The sequence below is a fragment of the Litchfieldia stipae genome (assembly GCF_014837155.1).
In the GTDB taxonomy this organism is placed as follows: domain Bacteria; phylum Bacillota; class Bacilli; order Bacillales; family Bacillaceae_L; genus Litchfieldia.
Map to the genome: position 1 here is coordinate 38416 of NZ_JACYHA010000018.1, position 19152 is coordinate 57567.

Annotated in this window: 21 protein-coding genes; 17 read left to right on the top strand and 4 right to left on the bottom strand. The window is 37.2% G+C overall.

Annotated features, from left to right (window positions below):
- Positions 1-68: 68 nt before the first annotated feature.
- Positions 69-1778 (bottom strand): methyl-accepting chemotaxis protein, encoded by a 1710-nt coding sequence (locus F7888_RS17510; protein WP_191781715.1) that lies wholly within the window; start codon positions 1776-1778, stop codon positions 69-71.
- 291 nt (positions 1779-2069) lie between these two features.
- Between F7888_RS17510 and F7888_RS17515 the strand changes: the two genes are divergently transcribed.
- Genes F7888_RS17515 through F7888_RS17525 form a run of 3 tightly spaced genes read left to right on the top strand, consistent with a single transcriptional unit; the run spans position 2070 to position 3129 of the window.
- Complete coding sequence (locus F7888_RS17515) at positions 2070-2435, top strand: DUF2089 domain-containing protein (protein ID WP_191781717.1); 366 nt, start codon at positions 2070-2072, stop codon at positions 2433-2435.
- A 13-nt stretch (positions 2436-2448) separates the two neighbouring features.
- Complete coding sequence (locus F7888_RS17520) at positions 2449-2838, top strand: SHOCT-like domain-containing protein (protein ID WP_191781719.1); 390 nt, start codon at positions 2449-2451, stop codon at positions 2836-2838.
- 9 nt (positions 2839-2847) lie between these two features.
- Positions 2848-3129, top strand: a complete 282-nt coding sequence (locus F7888_RS17525) for a hypothetical protein (protein ID WP_191781721.1) — start codon at positions 2848-2850, stop codon at positions 3127-3129.
- Positions 3130-3197: 68 nt separating this feature from the next.
- On the opposite strand, the gene F7888_RS17530 is transcribed toward F7888_RS17525, so the two are convergent.
- Entirely contained in the window at positions 3198-3959 is a 762-nt protein-coding gene (locus F7888_RS17530) for a MerR family transcriptional regulator (RefSeq protein WP_191781723.1), read from the bottom strand.
- A gap of 87 nt (positions 3960-4046) precedes the next feature.
- On the opposite strand from F7888_RS17530, the gene F7888_RS17535 reads away from it, so the two are divergent.
- Positions 4047-4730 (top strand): CPBP family intramembrane glutamic endopeptidase, encoded by a 684-nt coding sequence (locus F7888_RS17535; RefSeq protein WP_191781724.1) that lies wholly within the window; start codon positions 4047-4049, stop codon positions 4728-4730.
- Positions 4731-4964: 234 nt separating this feature from the next.
- On the top strand, positions 4965-5627 hold the full coding sequence (locus F7888_RS17540; protein WP_191781727.1) for an OmpA family protein: 663 nt from the start codon (positions 4965-4967) through the stop codon (positions 5625-5627).
- A gap of 104 nt (positions 5628-5731) precedes the next feature.
- On the opposite strand, the gene F7888_RS17545 is transcribed toward F7888_RS17540, so the two are convergent.
- A complete protein-coding gene (locus F7888_RS17545; RefSeq protein ID WP_225228871.1) occupies positions 5732-6274 on the bottom strand; it encodes a GbsR/MarR family transcriptional regulator in 543 nt (180 codons plus the stop codon).
- Positions 6275-6531: 257 nt separating this feature from the next.
- Between F7888_RS17545 and F7888_RS17550 the strand changes: the two genes are divergently transcribed.
- The 3 genes from F7888_RS17550 to F7888_RS17560 are packed head-to-tail and all read left to right on the top strand — an operon-like array spanning position 6532 to position 9528.
- A complete protein-coding gene (locus tag F7888_RS17550; RefSeq protein ID WP_191781729.1) occupies positions 6532-7791 on the top strand; it encodes a quaternary amine ABC transporter ATP-binding protein in 1260 nt (419 codons plus the stop codon).
- Position 7792: 1 nt separating this feature from the next.
- The gene (locus F7888_RS17555) at positions 7793-8641 is read left to right on the top strand and encodes an ABC transporter permease (protein WP_191781731.1); all 849 of its coding nucleotides are present in this window, start codon (positions 7793-7795) and stop codon (positions 8639-8641) included.
- Positions 8641-9528: a glycine betaine ABC transporter substrate-binding protein gene (locus tag F7888_RS17560; protein ID WP_191781733.1), complete on the top strand. Its 888-nt coding sequence runs from the start codon at positions 8641-8643 to the stop codon at positions 9526-9528. The genes F7888_RS17555 and F7888_RS17560 overlap by 1 nt, the downstream gene beginning before the upstream one ends.
- Positions 9529-9607: 79 nt before the next feature.
- On the opposite strand, the gene F7888_RS17565 is transcribed toward F7888_RS17560, so the two are convergent.
- On the bottom strand, positions 9608-9991 hold the full coding sequence (locus F7888_RS17565; protein WP_191781735.1) for a VOC family protein: 384 nt from the start codon (positions 9989-9991) through the stop codon (positions 9608-9610).
- A gap of 395 nt (positions 9992-10386) precedes the next feature.
- Here F7888_RS17565 and F7888_RS17570 point away from each other — a divergent pair, with 395 nt between their 5' ends.
- The 9 genes from F7888_RS17570 (at position 10387) to F7888_RS17610 (ending at position 18911) form a co-directional block, all read left to right on the top strand.
- A complete protein-coding gene (locus F7888_RS17570; protein WP_191781737.1) occupies positions 10387-11307 on the top strand; it encodes a glycoside hydrolase family 43 protein in 921 nt (306 codons plus the stop codon).
- A gap of 287 nt (positions 11308-11594) precedes the next feature.
- Positions 11595-12659 carry an LLM class flavin-dependent oxidoreductase gene (locus F7888_RS17575; RefSeq protein ID WP_191781739.1) on the top strand — a complete coding sequence of 355 codons (1065 nt, stop codon included), beginning with the start codon at positions 11595-11597 and terminating at the stop codon, positions 12657-12659.
- A 3-nt stretch (positions 12660-12662) separates the two neighbouring features.
- Entirely contained in the window at positions 12663-13229 is a 567-nt protein-coding gene (locus F7888_RS17580) for an NADPH-dependent FMN reductase (protein WP_191781741.1), read from the top strand.
- Positions 13230-13416: 187 nt separating this feature from the next.
- Positions 13417-14892 carry a glucose-6-phosphate dehydrogenase gene (zwf, locus tag F7888_RS17585; RefSeq protein WP_191781743.1) on the top strand — a complete coding sequence of 492 codons (1476 nt, stop codon included), beginning with the start codon at positions 13417-13419 and terminating at the stop codon, positions 14890-14892.
- Between the two features lie 70 nt (positions 14893-14962).
- Positions 14963-15859, top strand: coding sequence for a phosphogluconate dehydrogenase (NAD(+)-dependent, decarboxylating) (gene gnd, locus F7888_RS17590; RefSeq protein WP_191781745.1), 897 nt, complete (start codon positions 14963-14965; stop codon positions 15857-15859).
- 32 nt (positions 15860-15891) lie between these two features.
- Entirely contained in the window at positions 15892-16836 is a 945-nt protein-coding gene (locus tag F7888_RS17595) for a bifunctional riboflavin kinase/FAD synthetase (RefSeq protein WP_191781747.1), read from the top strand.
- Positions 16837-16876: 40 nt separating this feature from the next.
- Positions 16877-17122, top strand: a complete 246-nt coding sequence (locus F7888_RS17600; RefSeq protein WP_191781749.1) for a YuzB family protein — start codon at positions 16877-16879, stop codon at positions 17120-17122.
- Positions 17123-17170: 48 nt separating this feature from the next.
- Positions 17171-17710, top strand: coding sequence for an NADPH-dependent FMN reductase (locus F7888_RS17605; RefSeq protein ID WP_191781751.1), 540 nt, complete (start codon positions 17171-17173; stop codon positions 17708-17710).
- Positions 17711-17852: 142 nt separating this feature from the next.
- Entirely contained in the window at positions 17853-18911 is a 1059-nt protein-coding gene (locus F7888_RS17610; protein ID WP_191781753.1) for a glycoside hydrolase family 53 protein, read from the top strand.
- Positions 18912-19152 lie beyond the last annotated feature (241 nt).

Here is a 19152-nt window from a genome sequence, read left to right on the forward strand (position 1 = left end):
AAGAAAAAGCAAATAAATCAACATATCATTGATTTATTTGCTTTGATTATAGATTTCTTAGCAGCTTCTTATGAAATTTTAAAGATGGCTACCATATTTTTGAGGTCTTCAGCCATTTTTGCTAGGGCATTTGCAGAAGCAGTAATTTCCTCCATAGAGGCAAGTTGTTCCTCTGCACCTGCTGCAACATTTTGAGAATTGAAGGATGCTTCCTCAGCATTTTTGGAAATGCCAAGAATATTGGAAGCCATTTGTTCAACACTAGCCGATATTTGCTCTGCCGCCGCAGATACCTCTTGTGATTGTTTTGATACATCGGTAGCAGAATAGAGAATGCTACTAAATGATTTCCCTGTTAGATTAATTAACTCAAGTCCTTCTTTTACTTCACTTGTACAATCTTCCATTGTAGCTACAGCATCCATCGTGTTTCGTTGAATATCATGAATTAAGTGAGTAATATGTTCTGCTGAACGTCTAGATTCTTCTGCAAGTTTTTTTACTTCGTTAGCAACGACTGCAAAACCTTTCCCATGTTCTCCAGCTCTTGCAGCTTCAATAGACGCATTTAGTGCTAATAGGTTTGTTTGTTCAGAAATTCCAGAAATGACAGCTACTATTTTTTCAACTTCCGTTGAGCGGTTACCAAGTTCTTTAATGATATTAGATGAAGATAGTACAGTCTCGTTAATGGATCTCATTTGATTGATAGTTTTATTTAAAGCTATATTTCCTTTTTCGGATTCATCTGTAGTTGCATTCGAATGTTCATGAACAAGAGAAATGGAATTTGCTATATTATTGATTCCCATAGCCATTTCTTGCATGGAAATAGATACACTTTCTGTTCCTTTTACAGAAGTTTCTGCACCTGATGCTAGCAGCGTACTAGTCTCCGCAATATGTTCAGCTGCATTGTTCGTTTCTTCTGCACTTGCCATTAATTGTTCAGAAGAGGCAGCGACTTGATCTGATGATTCTCGTACCTGCATGATTAAGCTTCTTAATTGATTAAGCATCCCATTAAATGAATGGGCAAGCGAGCCTATTTCATCTTTAGATTCATAGTTGCTTTGAACAGTTAAGTTTCCGTTCTCAGCCTCTTTTATCAATTCTTCCATTTCTTTAATTGGATTAGAAATGAAACGGACAATGGTCCAACTAATGACAATATACAGGACTAACGCAAGAGTAATGAAGCCAATTAATAATATAATAGATGAGCGAATTGCATCCGTGTTTTCCTCATTGGTTGTTTGAGCGATATTACTATTTAGTTGAATAAGTTCCGTGTACAAATCATCAACTTCATTTAATATGGGAGCTAAGTTAGCAACATAGAGTCCATAAGCTTCTTGATTTTGATTTTTCAACGTTAAATCTAGTAATTCATCCTTGATTCCTAGAAATTCATTTATTAATTCAGTATTTCTTTCTAGTAATTCTATCTCGTTTGGGTTACTTGATTTATAGGATTCCATAAGTTCTTGATTTTGTTCAATTCTAGTCTCGACCGCAGTTAAAAGCTCCTCGTTACGAGCTTCTTCCGTATTGACCATTAATTCAATGAGTGCTAAACGAACATATTGCTGATTATTTTTCATTGTACTAATTGTTTCAATGGGAATTAGTCGATTATGATACATATCCTCCAATTTATTTCCCATTTTTTTTAATTCCATAAAACTTATAATTCCTATCGTTGAAAGGCTTAATAGAGTAACGATTAATAGAAATAGAAATTTTTGAGTGATTTTAATATTTTTAATCCAATTCATAGATGTTTCTCCTTTTTCTGTTGGTCTAGGCTGCCTATAGGAATAAAACTATTCCCTAACAGTAATTTCGACATGATTGGTCGTATTGTTAATAGGTTTATTGTGGAAGTATTTGTGAATTCCCCTAAAACATAACAAACTTATTTAAAGGTATTTTATTTAGGGGGGTGCGAAAAAATTAATTTTGTTGTTAATTATTTTAATATTTTTGTGAAAAATATTTAATATTTCAATTTACACATTAATATTTGTGACGTATAATCAAATTAAATTCAAGGAAAGGAATTCAAAATGGCTTATAAAGTAATCACTAATTGTCCTGTATGTAGTAAAACATTGAAGATAACAAAGTTGCAGTGTACTCATTGTAGTACGACAATCGAAAATGAATTTGAGTTATCCAAACTAGCATCATTATCAAACGATCAGCTTCATTTTGTCGAAGTATTTCTAACATGTAGAGGGAATATCAAAGAAGTTGAAAAAGAATTGGGGATTTCGTATCCGACTGTTCGAGGTAAACTCACTGACATTATTTCAGCCCTTGGTTATGAACAGAAGAAGAAAAATGAAGTAGACGAGAAAAAGGTTGTGACCATGTTAGAAAATGGTGAAATCACTCCAGAGGAAGCCATTAAACTATTAAAAAATGAGTAAGGGGGCGTTTTTTATGAAAGAGGAAATTTTAAGAGTGTTAACAATGGTGCAAGAAGGAAAGATTGATGCGGATAAGGGCTCAGAACTGATTCAATTATTAAGAGAAAAAGACGAAACAGGTAGCAAGCAACCAGTAAAGACAGGGAAGTATTTAGACAAAACATTAAAAATTCGTGTAGTTTCAACTGAAAATGATAATGTCACAGTCAATTTGCCAATAAAACTTGTAAAGGTAGTGTTAATGGCAGGGCATAGCATTGCATCGAGTATGCCAGAATCAGAGAAATATGTGAAAGATATTGATATAAATCTTATTATCGAAGCAATTGAAAACGAATTAGATGGCCAAATTGTTGATGTTAAGTCAGCAAACGGAGATTCCGTTTCTGTCATCATTGAATAGTGATTTCCAATGTTGACGATAAAAGTGAAAACAAAAGACACTCGATTCACGATTCCAATACCTAGTGTGATTCTAAATGTGGCTGTTTCCATTTTGTCTTCGAAATTACTACAGAGACAAATGGAGAAATGGACGAAGGATCATCGGGAAAGAAAAAACGTGGATATTACGATTCCGCAAATTGATAAAAACATTCTAAAGCCAATACTCAAAGAACTAAAAAAACACAAAGGGCTTGTTTTGGTAGATGTAAAAACAAGTGATGGCACGGAAGTTAAGATTAGGCTTTAAGTGTTTTCCCTACAAGGCCCTGCAATGTCTTAGCACATAACAAGGCCTTCTTATATTTCATCAACTATTTAACTATTTTCCCTCAAAGTCCCTTCATAATAAACAATAGCCTCTTCTAGAAAGTCCAATACTTCTTTTTTAATAGGATATAAGTTTAATTGAGCTGAAGCTTCTTCTGATTTTCGTACTGTCCAAAATTTCTCTATTAACTCGGGATTGTCTCCAAAGGATTCTTTCGTTAATAAGTCAACATCGACTACAATTAGATGTGCTTCTATTGAACTAGGAGTGTGTCCTTTTTCTATGCATAGCTCGATTCGTTTTATAATGTTAATCCATTTAATAATTAGTGGATCTTCCATTTTTGGGAGGTTTTCAGATATGATTGATTGTTCTTCTGTGGTGAATAGCTGATTCCAGAATTGCTTTTCTCTTTCTTTGTTTTTTCTGTTTTCATCTTCTGAAAGCAGTGGTAATAGCTGCTCCCATTCGAGTTTACCCTCTAATTTGAATATGTTTAATAATGTGGTTGTGTGCTGGAGGGATTGGGTTAACTGTTCAATGTGTAGTTCTAGCTGCTTGCTATGTACTGACAAAATTTTATCGATTGTTACGTGATTAATCATATTCTTTATGTCTTTAAGAGACATAGATGTAGACTTTAATAGGATGATTTTTTCTAAAAGTAACATATCCTCTTCTGAGTAGTACCGTTTGCCGCTCTCTTCTTTAATCGATGGTACGGCTAATCCAATTTGATCGTAATAGCGCAATGTTCGTAATGATAAATTAAGTTTTTGTGAAACTTCCCCAGTTGAAAACAGAGTCATTGTATCCCTCCTAAAAAAGTGTTTGCAGGTGACGTTACGTCACCAAATATACTAAATCTAACATAACATATTTAGGAGGATAAATTGATGATTAAACCAATGAAATGGTCTTGGAAAGAGGTTCTCATCTTACTTTTTGTTACATTTGTGGTTGTACCCGTACTAATTGAAAATATAACGCATGATTTTTTATATCGTATCTTTCAAGATAGTCTGTATTCAGGGACACTAACAGGGTTGATTATGGCATTAGTTTTTACCACCTTATTATATCTCGTTGCTTTAAAGCCACATGGACTTACGTGGAAATCAGTTGGAGTAACTCGATTTCCATCTAAATATTGGAAGTGGATTGCGGTATGGCTGATTGTGTTAATCATTGTTAGTGTCATGATTGTGATAGTGATGGATGTATTTAATATCAGTTGGGAAAATGGAAAAACTGAATCAATCCAGAGAAATATTAATTGGTTCACGATCTTAATTGGCTTTGTGTCTGCTGCCATTATTTCGCCAATCTATGAGGAAATTTTTTATCGAGGCTTTCTCTATAAATGGTTTCGTGGAAAATGGGGAGTAGGTGCAGGTCTGTTGATTAGTTCGATCATTTTCATGTTAGTCCATATTCCCACTTACAATACATTACCGATCAACTTTGTTTCTGGCCTCGTGTTTGCATGGACGTATGAAAGAACAGGATCTATTTTACCAGCGATTATTATTCATGCGATCTTTAATGGAACTGCTGTTTTATTGACGCTATCTGCATAATATATTGTAATAAAATTGAAGAAATCTATAAAAAACGCACAGGTGATTATAAAAGAAGGGGTGTTTTCGAATAAAATGTTGCTTTTGAAGCCACATTCTAGAATACACTCCGTGTCGCGGTGCTCCTGCTCACGTCACGCTTTCCTCATGTATCCCACGAAAGTTGAGGTTAAAGTGAAGTAGGAAGAGCAATAAACTTGTGAAAAAATCAATGGCAAAGGAGGCTCTTTGTAAGTGAAATCTATCCACATGGTTTTTTTAGCTATTTCAGCTGTTTTCTTAATTGTAGGCTGCACTGAGAAAAACCAAGAAACAGGTATTAATGAGAATTCTAGTAAGGCGAGCGAAGCAAAGGTAAATGAAGGGGAGGAGGATCAACAATTTAAACCAGGTACATTTTCACCTGGAAACTTTAAGCCAGGAAAGTTTGAGGTGGGAACATTTAAGCCTGGCAATTTTAAGCCAGGAACATTCAAGCCGGGTACATTTTCACCTGGGAAATTTGATTCAAATGTAACTGTCTCGGTGGAGGAGAATGAAATCATTATTGAGGTACCAAGTCATTTGTTATTTGACTTTGACAAAAGTGAGTTGAAATCAGATGTCATTGAAACACTCGACCAGTTGAGTCAGGATCTCAATGAATATGAGGGTGCAAATGTATTGATTTACGGACATACTGATAGCCAAGGAGAAGAGACGTATAATCAAAAGTTGTCAGAAGAGCGGGCAAGAGAAGTACAAAGCTACTTAGAGAAAAAAGTAAATGTGGAGAACATAAATTTAGAAACGAAAGGTTATGGTCAAACAAAGCCGATTGCCACAAACGAGTCAGAGGAAGGTAGAGAGAAAAACCGTAGGGTTGAGATTGTGGTGGAACCTTTGGAAAAGAAATAATAGTATCGAAGATTCAAGAGTAGAGTTAAATACCATTATGCGGATGATCTAAGAGGAATACACAAGAAAGACTACTTCCATTTCAGAAAGTAGTCTTTCTTGTGTTAATCCTTCTTCTTTTCAATCGGAACAAAGTCTAGAATGTCCTTTGTTTCAAAGCTGTCGATCAGTCTGTCTTGCCAGTCGTAATAGTCGAGTCGTTCTTGAAGCTTGGTTATATCGATTTCGGCTTGTCCACGGGTTTCTTCAGAAGTAGTAGGGTCGGCAATAAGTGCTTGTAAGTTTTTGATGGATTTCTCCATCGCAATGCTATTCATTGTAATGGCTGTTCGCCATTTGATCGTGAAGTAATCAAAAAAGCATTGATACCAATCTTCTTTTATCGTATATAAATCCTTTCGTTCACCCTTTACCCAAACCTTTTCCACCATATTTAAATCGAGTAAGCTTCTGACGGCGGTGCTCATGCTTGTTTTGCTCATCCCAAGCTCGTCTTTCATTTCATCAAGTGTAAGCGGTTTATCGGAGAAAAAAAGGAGGCCGTATAGTCGTCCTGCTGAAGGTGTAATTCCATAAAGATTCATATTTTGAGCAATCGCATCTATAACCATTGACCTGGTTCTTGCTAATCGTTCATTGTCTTTCAACTATGTCACATCCTATATATTTGAAATCAGTAGTTAGCTTATAGAGTACATATTTATTGGTTAAAAGTAAAGTGCTTCTTGTTGAAGGAAATGGGAGCATATAGGAGGATTATTAAGAATTTTTTGTGATTAGTACGTACAGTTATTTCTGTACGTACGATATAGACGATTATCACGGAATACACTGTTTGAGTTAGAAACAATGAATAGTCTATACTTAATAAAGTAACAAGTGAAGAAACAAATGAGGTGAAGGAATGGAAGAAAACCATATAAAAATAAAGGTAAATGACGTCACCAAGATTTTTGGGAGGTCAACAAAGAAGGCAATACAATTAATAAAGGATGGAAAGACAAAAGAACAAATACTAAAGGAAACTGGATGTACAGTCGGGGTTAACCGAGCGTCTTTCGAAGTGAAGTCAGGCGAAATCTTCGTGATTATGGGCTTATCAGGGAGTGGTAAATCTACGTTAGTTCGTTTGTTGAATCGACTGATTGAACCAACAATTGGCCAGGTCCAAATTGATGGTAAAGATGTCGTGAAGATGAATAAGGAAGAATTAAGAGAAGTTAGAAGAAAGAAAATTAGTATGGTCTTTCAAAAGTTTGCCTTATTTCCACATAGAACAGTGCTAGAGAACACTGAATATGGGTTGGAGATTCAGGGTGTTGAAAAGGATGAAAGAAATAAAAAAGCATTAGAAGCACTAGAATTAGTCGGACTTAAAGGATATGAGAATCAATACCCAAGTCAACTAAGTGGTGGTATGCAACAGCGTGTGGGATTAGCGAGAGCACTGGCAAATGATCCTGATGTTCTTTTAATGGACGAAGCTTTTAGCGCATTGGATCCGTTGATACGAAAAGATATGCAGGATGAGTTGCTAGAATTACAATCTACGATGGAAAAAACGATCGTATTTATTACCCATGATTTAGATGAAGCTCTTCGTATTGGTGACAGAATTGCTCTGATGAAGGATGGGAACATCGTCCAGATTGGAACACCTGAGGAAATATTGATGAATCCTTCTAATGAATATGTTGAGAGATTCGTAGAGGATGTCGATCTTTCGAAGGTTCTAACTGCCGGTCATGTGATGAAGCGAGCAGAGACGGTTCAGGTTGATAAAGGTCCACGTGTCGCCCTTAAACTAATGAAGGGTCTTGGGATTTCTTCTATCTATGTTGTTGATAAACAGCAGAAGCTTCTTGGAGCTATTACGGCAAAGGATGCTTCACAAGCCGCTGATGAAAACAAGTCATTAATGGACATCCTTGATAAGGACACAAATGTGGTTGGAACAGATACATTGTTGATTGATTTATTTGATAAAGTTTCAACATCAACCATCCCAGTTGCTGTAACAGATGAAAATAATCGATTAAAAGGAATTTTAATTAAGGGTGCAGTAATCGGTGCATTAACTGGAAATGAACAATATATCAATGAGGTTAAGGATTCTGATCCTGATCCTGAGGCAGCAGTAGCAGTAGCTAAGGAGGTGATGTAAGATGGAAGGAATTTTACCAAAGCTTCCCTTAGCGAGTTGGATTGATGTTTTAGTAGATTGGATGACTGTTACTTTTGGTGGATTGTTTGATGGCATATCAGATGGAGTTCAATTTTTTGTTGAAGGAATTGTATCAGGCTTAGGTTTTATCCCAACTATTCTTCTTATTATTATCGTGAGTTTACTAGCTTGGAAGGTTTGTAATTGGAGAATTGCCTTATTTGCACTATTAGGTTTATTACTTATTGATAATTTAGGTTACTGGCAACACATGCTACAAACGTTAGCTCTTGTATTAACAGCTGTGTTAATTTCAATTGTCATTGGGATTCCAGTTGGGATCTGGGCATCTCAAAGTGAAAAGGTTAGACAGGTCGTCACACCAATTCTTGATTTAATGCAGACAATGCCTGCATTTGTATACTTACTACCAGCAATCTTTTTCTTCAGTATCGGAGTGGTTCCTGGGGTTATTGCATCTGTTATTTTCGCGATGCCTCCAACGATTCGTTTAACGATTCTAGGAATTAAGCAGGTACCAGAAGATTTAATAGAAGCAACAGAAGCATTTGGCTCTACAACCAAGCAGAAGCTATTGAAGGTACAGCTTCCGCTTGCGATGCCTACCATTATGGCGGGGATCAATCAAAGTATCATGTTAGCTCTATCAATGGTCGTTATTGCATCAATGGTTGGAGCTCCAGGATTAGGTACAGAGGTTTATCGTGCCGTTACGCAAATTAAAACAGGTGTCGGGTTTGAGGCTGGTTTGGCAATCGTTGTTATTGCTATTTTACTAGACCGAATAACACAAAATATAGGAAAGAAAAAACAAGGGGGAACTGTATAATGTTAAAGAAATTAGTTGGAGTTACTTCAGCACTAGCACTTACTTTTGGTTTAGCCGCATGTGGATCAGATCAAGCTGGAAGCACATCAGATTCAGTAGGAGATCAGGTTGATTACAAAATTGTCGGAATAGATCCAGGTGCAGGTATCATGAATTTAACAATTAACGAAGTTTTACCAGAGTATGGCTTAGATGATTGGTCAGTGGTTGAAGGTTCTGGTGCAGCGATGGCAGCAGCCTTGAAAAAAGCGTATGACAAAGAGGAGCCAATTATTATCACTGGTTGGAGCCCACACTGGAAGTTCGCAAGCTATGATTTAAAATATCTTGAGGATCCAAAAGGAGTATATGGTGGAGCCGAAGATGTGAATACAATCGTTCGTCAAGGATTGAGTGATGATCATCCTGATGCTTATAAGCTTCTTGATCAATTTAACTGGGAGCCAGAGCATATTGAAACGGTGATGAATTTAATTCAAGAAGGTAGTGAACCAGCTGAAGCAGCAGCACAGTGGGTGAGTGATAACGCAGACCTAGTTAGCGCTTGGACTGAGGGTGTAAATGAAGTTGATGGTGACGAGATTAAGCTACTATACGTAGCATGGGATGATGTTATTGCAAGTACACATGTTGTTGAGCAAGCACTTGAGAGTGTTGGATATGACGTTAACCTCATTCAGGTTGATGCAGGGCCAATGTGGGCTGGTGTAGCAGACGGTAGTGGAGATGCAATGGTTGGTGCATGGTTACCAACAACGCATGCTGATTACTATGCAGAATACGAAGGAAAGTTTGAAGACCTAGGTGCGAACCTAACTGGAACAAAGCTGGGATTAGTTGTACCAGCATACATGGACATTGATTCGATTGAAGATTTAAACGAATAAAGAGACAAAAGGCGAAAAGACTACTTTCTCAACATGGAGGAGGTAGTCTTTTTATATGGATAAATAGTCCGTAGATTATTTATCCATTACAGATCATTAAAACATTACCATCTAAATCTTTGAAGTTGAAATAGGCAAAATCACCTATACGCTCTATTTCTTTAACAACGATTCCCCCTTTACTTTTAACAAATCGGTAGGCCTCATCAACATCTTTGGAATAGAAATTAAATAACACGTGCTCTGCAGGATTAAATTTGAAATCTGGGTCAAATGTGTGATCGTCTAAAGTAAGTCCTGTTTCAGAGCTTACTGGGATATTGTACACTGGAGAACTGACTTTATCATGATGAAACGGTATCCCAAGTAAGTCACTATACCACTCTGCTGATTTCCTTAAGTCACTTACATGAATAAATACATTATTAATCTTAGAAGCAAGGGGAGAAACAGATGTATTCATAAACATTCCACCTTTTGAATTCTTTTACTAAGGCTGTTTTCGTATATATTGTTGCTTTTGATACCGCAGCCTGAATACACTCCGCGTCCTGTGGGAGCCAACTAGTCCCACGGGAGTCCCCCGTGTATTCAGTCTGCTAGAAATCTATACTCAAATAATTAACTTCAAAAAACAACAATCTTTGAGAAAACAGCCTTTACTAATAATGTTCAACTTTTTTTGGGAGAACCCTCTTCAAAATGAAAAAAGTGTGTCTCACTACTTTAGATCACCTACATAATGCTGCATTATGATAGTATTTATGTAGGTTGAAAAAGAATAGCATCTTAAGTCAGAACAGCATGAATTCCGAATGTAAGATAGTCATCTTTCAAGAATAAGGAGACGATGTTCAAATGATAGAAAACAAGGATATTCAAATGAGAGACCCGTTTATCTTTACAAATAAAAAAGATGGGAAGTATTACTTATATGGTAGTACAGATAAAAATGTCTGGACTGACGGTACAGGCTTTGATGTGTATGTGGGAGATGATTTAGAAAACTGGGAAGGACCATTTCAGGTCTTTGCACCAAAAGAAGACTTCTATTCGAACAAGCAATTCTGGGCTCCTGAGGTTCATGAGTACAGAGGTAGTTACTATATGTTTGCTACTTTTCTCAGAAATGATGGTAAACACAGAGGAACGGCGATTTTGCGATCTGAGAGTTTACTAGGACCATTTGAACCACATAGTGAAGGCTCAGTTACGCCAGAAGACTGGCTCTCCTTGGACGGGACTTTGTATATTGATGAAGATGAACAGCCATGGATGGTATTCTGTCATGAATGGTTACAGGTTGGCGATGGTGAAATTTGTGCAGTGAGATTGTCTGAGGATTTGAAGCAGGCTATCGATGATCCTGTTCTATTGTTTCAAGCTTCAGAGGCTCCATGGCCAACTCAGCTAGAGTTACCTCTAAATTATCCTGATGAAGAAGTTAGAGAAAGAGATAATTATGTGACAGATGGGCCATTTATGTATAAGGCATCTAACGGGGAATTATTAATGCTCTGGGCAAGTATGAAAAATAAATCATACGCTCAAGGGATTTCACGCTCATCTAGTGGAAAGCTGACCGGACCCTGGGAACATGATTCGGAGACTATTTATCAGGACAACGGTGGTCATGGAATGCTATTCCATACATTTGAAGATTCCTTGATGTTAACTTTACATTCGCCAAATAAAACACCAGAAGAACGTCCAATCATTATTCCTGTCAAAGAAGAAAACGGGAAGATAATCGTTAGCTCAAAGAATCCTGTTATATAGGTTCAAAATTTGATTATTAAAGAAGCTTCTCTTGAACTTAGGAGAAGCTTCTTTTAGTTGGTTAAAGCAAATTATTTGTTATTTCAAACATCAGAGGTTTATATTAGAACGATAGCAAACTCCATCTATTCTGATGTGAAAAAACAACATTAATTCCAAAAGCTATAAAGCAAAGCACCATGAAATTACTTTGCACGATATACAGTTTGTTAGGAAATACTAGTAAGTATGCGATTTTAAAATATTCTCAATGTGAGAAAAACTATAGGATAAAACGGGTGATATATATGCAAAAATACGGCATTGATCCAAGTAAAGGGTTGGAGTTTGGAATTTATACTCTCGGAGACCATTTACCCAACCCACTAACAGGTGAGAGAATTTCAGCAGAGCAACGCGTTCATGAAATTATTGAATATGCTAAGCTAGCTGATCAAGCAGGTCTTGATTTTTTTAGTGTTGGTGAGAGTCATCAAGAATATTTTGTTACTCAAGCACATTCAGTTGTTCTATCAGCGATTGCTCAAGCAACTAATAACATAAAGATTGGTAGTTCTTCAACGATTATAAGTACATCAGATCCTGTCAGGGTCTATGAAGATTTCGCAACACTTGATTTAATCTCTAAAGGCCGAGCTGAGATTATCGCTGGTCGGGCGTCGAGAGTTGGGCTATTTGAATTATTAGGATATGACCTTAGAAATTATGAAGAGCTATTCGAAGAGAAGTTCGAATTATTAATGAAGATTAACGAAGACGAGAGTGTGAATTGGCGGGGCGAGTTCCGTGCTCCTTTAAGAAATGCACAGATTTTACCGCGACCACAAAATGGTCATCTTCCAATTTGGCGAGCAGTAGGTGGTACTCCTGCAAGTGCGATTAAAGCTGGTTATGCAGGTGCTCCAATGTTTATGGCACATTTAGGTGGACCAGCTTCCGTCTTTAAGCGTACGATTGATGCTTATCGTGAAGCAGCTAAAAGCAAAGGCTTTGACCCTGCAGAATTACCAGTAGCAACAGCTGGGTTCTTCTATGCAGCTGAAAGCTCTCAGCAGGCGTTGAAGGATATGTACCCTCATATCAACGAAGGAATGAAGAAGACAAACGGTGCAGGATTCCCGAAACAGCATTTTGCTCAAGGAGTCGACCCGCATAATATTATGAATATCGGAAGTCCACAGCAAATCATCGAGAAAATTCTCTATCAGCATGAAGTTTTTGGACATCAGAGATATATTGCGCAAATCGATTTTGGTGGAGTGCCTTTTGAGCGCTTAATGAAAAATATTGAATTAATTGGTACAGAAATTTTACCAGCGATTAAAAAATACACAAGAAAATCGGAGGAATAGGACATGAAGATTGTTGCATTAGCGGGTTCGAAGGTTGGCTCAAAAACAAGAATTGCCATGGACTACACCGTGAAAGAAATATCTAGTAAGTATCCTGATACTGAAGTGACTTTGCTGGATCTAGCTGATTATGATATTCAATTCAGTGATGGGCGTAATTATTTAGAGTATGAAGGTGACACAGGCTACGTGACGAAAAGCATCATGGAAGCAGACGCAATCATTATTGGGACACCCGTATTTCAAGCGTCCATTCCAGCTACATTAAAAAACATCTTTGATTTGTTACCGCAAAATGCATTTCGTGATAAAGTAGTCAGCATGTTAGTGACAGCAGGTTCCTCAAAGCATTACCTAGTGGCTGAGCAACAATTAAAACCGATTTTGGCTTATATGAAAGCACAGATTGTACAGACATATGTATTTATTGGGGAAGAAGACTTCTACAGAAAAGAAATTACCAATCATGATGTTCTATTCAGAATTGAGCGATTGGTTGAGGATACGATGGTATTAACGGAGACCTTTGCTGAGATAAGAAAACGAAACGAAGCACAATATGATTTTTAATAAATCATCTTTTTGAATAGGAAGGCATAGCTTCTCGCTATGCTTTTTCATTTATCGAAGGTAGCAGAATAGTCTAAGCAAATAGATTGATAATCTTATTTGGCTATGTTGTAATATAAACAACATTTTTATACTTTATGGTATAAAAAGAAATCGGGATTAAATTGATTTTAAAGGAGTTATCACTATGGAATCTATGACATTTGTCTTGTTTGGAGCAACTGGGGATTTAGCGAAGCGAAAAATTTACCCAGCTTTATATAATTTATTCATTGACCAAAAGATAGAAAAGCCCATTTCGGTAATTGGTCTAGGAAGACGGAATATCGCAGATCATGATTTTCAAGCACAGGTAAAAAAATCAATCCAGGATTTTTCAAGAAGACCTATTCAGGATGATCCAAAAATGGAGTCATTTCTTCAGTGGTTTCGTTATTGTACGTTAGAGGTGACAAAAGCTGAAGATTATCAATCACTTCTACAAGTAGTAAAAGAACGTGAAGAAGAATTGAATATCCCTGAAAATAGAATGTTCTACCTTTCAGTAGCTCCAGACTTTTTTGATTTAATTGCCTTACATATCAATGAAAGTGGACTAGGTACAACAAAAGGCTGGAAGCGACTGATGATTGAGAAGCCATTTGGGCGAGATCTACCATCAGCATGGGAGCTGAACAAGAATTTAAGTAAAGCTTTCAAAGAAGAGGAAATTTATCGGATTGACCATTACCTTGGAAAAACAATGGTACAAAAACTAGAGTCATTAGTTAGTGCCAATCCGTTAATGCAAACATTATGGAGCAAATATCAAATAGCGAATGTCCAAATTACAGCAAGTGAAGTAGTAGGGGTCGAAGAAAGGGCTGCATATTATGACCACTCTGGTGCCATTCGGGATATGTTCCAAAATCATATTCTTCAATTGGTGATGCTAGTTGCAATTAATCAACCAAATAGAGCGGAAGTTATTAACATACATGAAGAAAAGAAGAGAATCGTCCAAGCGCTTCGTCCAGTAAGAATAAGTGATGCCAAGTTAAGCATCATACGTGGACAGTATCATTCCGGGAATGTTAATGGACGGGAAGTAAATGATTATAGAAGTGAACCAGGAGTTGCTCCTACTTCACAAACAGATACATTTGTTGCTGCGAAATTAGTCATTGATGATCCATATTGGCAGGGGATTCCTTTCTATATCCGAACTGGGAAAAGGATGAAGGAAAAATCAACTCGTATCGTGATTGAGTTCAAAACACCATTAAATGAGCATAAAGAACAAGGTGAGCCGAACTTGTTAATTATTGAAATGGCTCCGAATGAAAGAGCCTATTTCCAATTTAAGAGTCAAAGTCTGAAACAAGAGTTATCTACTAACCCAATGAATATGGATGTTGTAGCAACGCAAGAAAACAATCCAGAAGCATATGAACGGTTAATCTTTGATGCGATTTGTGGAGACTCCACTTTCTTTGCTCATTGGGATGAAGTAGAGCTATCTTGGTCGTGGATTCAACCTATTTTGGAAGCTTTTCAAGAAAATCAACTGCCATTATTTGAGTATTCATCAGGATCAAATGGTCCTGAAGCTTCTAGAAGGCTACTAGAACAAGACGGTTTTTCTTGGTGGTTAGATAAAGAAATAGCTGAAGTTAGGAATTAAGAAAAAACACTCAACTTTTTTTGTAAGAGTTACGTTCAAAATATTTATAACATCATTGGAGGTTTTTCGTTTGAAAGTCGGTTTAATAGGATTAGGTAAAATGGGATTAAATTTGGGACAGAATTTAATCGATCAACATCATAAGGTGGTTGCCTTTGATGTAAATGAACAAGCAGTTGAAGACATGAGAACATATGGTGCAGCAGGAGTGAATAGTCTACAAGGGCTAATTGAATCATTAGAGGCTCCAAGAGTTGTGTGGATGATGGTTCCACATGCTGTTGTTGATCATGTTATTGCTGAAATCACCCCGTTCTTATCTAAAGGGGATATTGTCATCGAAGCGGGTAATTCTCATTATAAAGAATCTGTTCGTAGATATAACCAACTCAAAGACCTCGGAGTGCATTTTATGGATGTGGGTACCTCTGGTGGAATGGAAGGGGCGCGAAATGGTGCCTGCTATATGGTTGGTGGAGATCAAGAAGCTTGGGAGATCGTTGAGCCGCTCTTTAGAGATACCTCAGTTGAAAACGGCTATTTATATGCTGGAAAAGCAGGGAGTGGTCATTTCTTAAAAATGGTTCACAATGGTATTGAGTATGGAATGATGGCTGCGATTGGAGAAGGATTTGAAGTCCTTGAAAAGAGCGATTTTGATTTTGATTATGAACAAGTAGCAAGAGTTTGGAACAATGGATCAGTTATACGTTCATGGTTAATGGAATTAACTGAAAGAGCCTTTTCAAAGGATGCCAACTTAGATGAAATCAAAGGTGTCATGAATTCTTCGGGTGAGGGAAAATGGACTGTTGAAACGGCCCTTGATTTACAAGCAGCGACTCCTGTCATCGCGATGTCATTATTAATGAGATATCGTTCATTAGAAAATGATACGTTCACAGGAAAGGTGGTCGCAGCTCTCCGTAATGAATTTGGCGGACATGAAGTCCAAAAAAATAAGTAAGACATACTTACTGATTCTAAATGAGGGATAAGATGGAGATTATAAATGTAACCACTAAGCCACCGCATGATTTAACATCACTTGTGCTAGTGATTGGAAAATTAGATGGTATTCATAAAGGGCATCAATTACTTTTACATGAGGCAAAAGAATATATTCAAGAGGATGATATGTTAGCTGTTTGGAGCTTTTCAAAGCATCCACAGTATGTGTTGAATGAGGATCCAGAATTTGAACATGATCTTACTCCATTAAAGGATAAAGTCTCGATTCTAAAAGAATATGGTGTTCAACGCTTGTATCACGTTGAATTTACAAAGGAATACGCTAAGATTCCTGCAGATGAATTTGTCCTTGAGCATTTGAGTCAATTAAATGTGAAAAGACTTATTGTTGGAGAAGACTTCCGTTTTGGTGCAGGGGGTAGGGCTGGCACAGATGAATTGATCCGTCTCTGTGAAAAAATAAATATACAAGTATCAGTTATTCCTTTTTTTAGAGAAAATGGAATGAAGATAAGCAGCACTGATATTCGCTCTTTGATCAGCAATGGCAAAGTTGAGGCCGCACAAGTCCTCCTAAATCGTCGGTATCGTGTGATTGGAGAAGTAATACATGGGAATGCTTTAGGTAGAGAGCTAGGTTTTCCCACGATCAATTTAGGGAAGCTTGAATCATATGTTCTTCCAAAGCCAGGTGTCTATGTTGGAACTGCGGAGATTTATGAAGAAGGTATGGTGAGAGAATCCTGGGCCTGCCTGATCAGTGCGGGCTACCGCCCAACGGTTAATGGTGAAGGATATTTAATTGAAGCGCATCTGCTTAATTATTCTGGTGATTTGTATGGGAAAACGGTTGCTGTTTCCTTCATCAGATATTTACGGGGTGAAATCAAGTTTGATGGACTTGAGTCACTTATTCATCAAATGCAGCAGGATAAAAAAGAGGCAGAGGAAATTTTGGGATTTATAGAGTAAACGTTTTGTAGATTGGATTAATAGAAGGGATCAGTTAGAGATGGGAATTGTAGTTGTTGAAATATGCGATGGTAGTCTAATTACACAAATCGATGTAGAGGGAATGTTAGAAGACGAATTTCCGGAAGTAGCAGTATTAACAAGCGATTGCTTATCTTTCTGTGGAATGTGCGCGAAATTACCATATGCTATTGTAAATGGAAAACGAATCTTTGCAAAGACAACTGAAGAGTGTTTGGACAAAATCAAGAAACAAATTCAAGCTGAATTAGATTTCTATGCATAATCGTTTTAGAATTTCTACAGTTCTCCATTTAACAAAGGAGGTTTTCTAGTGAAACTAGTAGGAGTATCTGGTTCATTAATCGGAGCGAAAACATCAAAGATTGTATTTGAAGTGTTACAAGCTGCAAAACGAATTGATTCAAGCATTGAAATAGAATTAATCGATTTGAAGGAGTATGATGTGGAGTTTGTTCGTGGAACCCCTCTTTCATATTATAATGATGACACTGTATCAGTCGTAAATAAGATTATATCTGCTGATATACTGGTATTTGGGACACCGATTTATCAGGCCTCGATAACAGGAGCGTTAAAGAATTTGCTTGATCACATTCCAACAGATGCTTTTAAATCAAAAGTGACTGGAATTGTGTCAACGGGTGGTTCAGACAAACATTTTCTTGTATCTGATTTTCAACTCAGACCAATCCTTACCTTCTTAAAGGGAGTCGTGCCAACAGGAAATGTTTTTATCCACAATGATGCATTCAATGACGAAAATGAAATAACAGATAAAGACATCGAAAGTCGGATTCAGAAACTGGCTGAGGAAATGCTAGTTTTACAAAGTGGACTGAATGGAAAATAAGGCCTGAGCATGGATGAATGCCCTTTTGTGGATGACATCTATGTTCGGGCTTTTTTTGTAATTCCCATAACAATGAATTTCTGTCAAAATAGATATGACACACAAAATAATAGATTCCTACATTCAATTTGGAGGTTGAAAAATGAGTAGACGTTTCTTAAATGGCGTAGATATTTCATTTGTTGATGAGATTGAGACAGAGGGCGGGAAATTCTATGATAATAATAAAGAAGTAGATGTAATCGCTTTATTAAAGCTATCTGGTGTGAATTCAATCCGCTTGCGGCTTTGGAACGAACCTACAGGTGGCTATTGTAATTTAGAGAGAACGATACAAGTTGCAAAGCGAATCAAAGAGAATGGCTTACATTTTTTACTAGATTTCCACTATTCGGACTACTGGGCAGATCCAGGGAAGCAAACAAAACCGAAGGATTGGGCAAACCTATCTTTTACTGAATTAACTGAAGCTGTACATACCTTTACAAAGGACACCATTCAAACTCTTAAAAGTGAAGCTGTCTTACCTGATATGGTTCAAATAGGGAATGAAATCATTAACGGAATGCTTTGGGATGAAGGAAGAGTCATGGAAGACGGCTTTGATAACGATAAGCAGTGGGAGAATTTAGCTCGATTGATAAAAGCGGGGTTGTCTGGTCTGCATGATGCTTTAACTTCTGAGGATCATGTTGAAACAATGATTCATATTGATCGCGGTGGTGACAATAAAAACAGTCGAAAGTTTTTCGATAAGATTCATCAGCTAGACGTTACATATGATGTGATTGGTCTTTCCTTTTATCCATGGTGGCATGGAACGATGAGTGATTTAGAGGAGAATCTAAACGATCTAGCTACCCGATATGAAAAAGATATTGTGGTAGTGGAAGTTGCATATCCTTGGACATTAGCATCTGCTGATCCTAGTGTTGAGAATATTTTTAACTCAGAGGAACAATTAATCGATGGTTATCCAGCGACAGTCGAGGGACAATCAGCGTATTTAAAGGATTTAATTAAGATCATTAAGAATACGCCAAATCAACATGGGGTAGGGGTGTATTATTGGGAGCCTTGTTGGATTCCGTCAAAGAAAGAATGGTCAGTTGGCCATGACAATGGATGGGCAAACCTAACGTTATTTGATTTTGATGGAAATAAATTAGATTCTTTAGATGTATTTAAAGAAGATAAATAGCATGAAAATAAGTAAAGGCTGTTCCCCATAAAATGTTGCTAATGACGTCGCAGCCTGAATACACTCCTCGTCCTGTGGGGTGACCGGTGAATCTCCTCGTCGTAATGCTCCTGCGGGGTCTCACTTTGCTCACGCATCCCACGGGAGTCTCCATGTAGTCAGGCTGCTAGAGACCACGTTTTCTCTATATTTAAGTCTAATGCAACAATCTTCTAGAAAACAGACTAAGTAAAACACCCTA

Excerpts from the sequence above, each read along its gene's own strand:
- F7888_RS17595 (WP_191781747.1), top strand. The coding sequence starts at position 15,892 with ATGGAGATTATAAATGTAACCACTAAGCCACCGCATGATTTAACATCA.
- F7888_RS17535 (WP_191781724.1), top strand. The coding sequence starts at position 4,047 with ATGATTAAACCAATGAAATGGTCTTGGAAAGAGGTTCTCATCTTACTT.
- F7888_RS17560 (WP_191781733.1), top strand. The coding sequence starts at position 8,641 with ATGTTAAAGAAATTAGTTGGAGTTACTTCAGCACTAGCACTTACTTTT.
- F7888_RS17555 (WP_191781731.1), top strand. The coding sequence starts at position 7,793 with ATGGAAGGAATTTTACCAAAGCTTCCCTTAGCGAGTTGGATTGATGTT.
- F7888_RS17525 (WP_191781721.1), top strand. The coding sequence starts at position 2,848 with ATGTTGACGATAAAAGTGAAAACAAAAGACACTCGATTCACGATTCCA.
- F7888_RS17550 (WP_191781729.1), top strand. The coding sequence starts at position 6,532 with ATGGAAGAAAACCATATAAAAATAAAGGTAAATGACGTCACCAAGATT.
- F7888_RS17565 (WP_191781735.1), bottom strand. The coding sequence starts at position 9,991 with ATGAATACATCTGTTTCTCCCCTTGCTTCTAAGATTAATAATGTATTT.
- F7888_RS17520 (WP_191781719.1), top strand. The coding sequence starts at position 2,449 with ATGAAAGAGGAAATTTTAAGAGTGTTAACAATGGTGCAAGAAGGAAAG.
- F7888_RS17575 (WP_191781739.1), top strand. The coding sequence starts at position 11,595 with ATGCAAAAATACGGCATTGATCCAAGTAAAGGGTTGGAGTTTGGAATT.
- F7888_RS17510 (WP_191781715.1), bottom strand. The coding sequence starts at position 1,778 with ATGAATTGGATTAAAAATATTAAAATCACTCAAAAATTTCTATTTCTA.
- zwf (WP_191781743.1), top strand. The coding sequence starts at position 13,417 with ATGGAATCTATGACATTTGTCTTGTTTGGAGCAACTGGGGATTTAGCG.
- F7888_RS17600 (WP_191781749.1), top strand. The coding sequence starts at position 16,877 with ATGGGAATTGTAGTTGTTGAAATATGCGATGGTAGTCTAATTACACAA.
- F7888_RS17530 (WP_191781723.1), bottom strand. The coding sequence starts at position 3,959 with ATGACTCTGTTTTCAACTGGGGAAGTTTCACAAAAACTTAATTTATCA.
- F7888_RS17515 (WP_191781717.1), top strand. The coding sequence starts at position 2,070 with ATGGCTTATAAAGTAATCACTAATTGTCCTGTATGTAGTAAAACATTG.
- F7888_RS17610 (WP_191781753.1), top strand. The coding sequence starts at position 17,853 with ATGAGTAGACGTTTCTTAAATGGCGTAGATATTTCATTTGTTGATGAG.
- F7888_RS17570 (WP_191781737.1), top strand. The coding sequence starts at position 10,387 with ATGATAGAAAACAAGGATATTCAAATGAGAGACCCGTTTATCTTTACA.
- F7888_RS17580 (WP_191781741.1), top strand. The coding sequence starts at position 12,663 with ATGAAGATTGTTGCATTAGCGGGTTCGAAGGTTGGCTCAAAAACAAGA.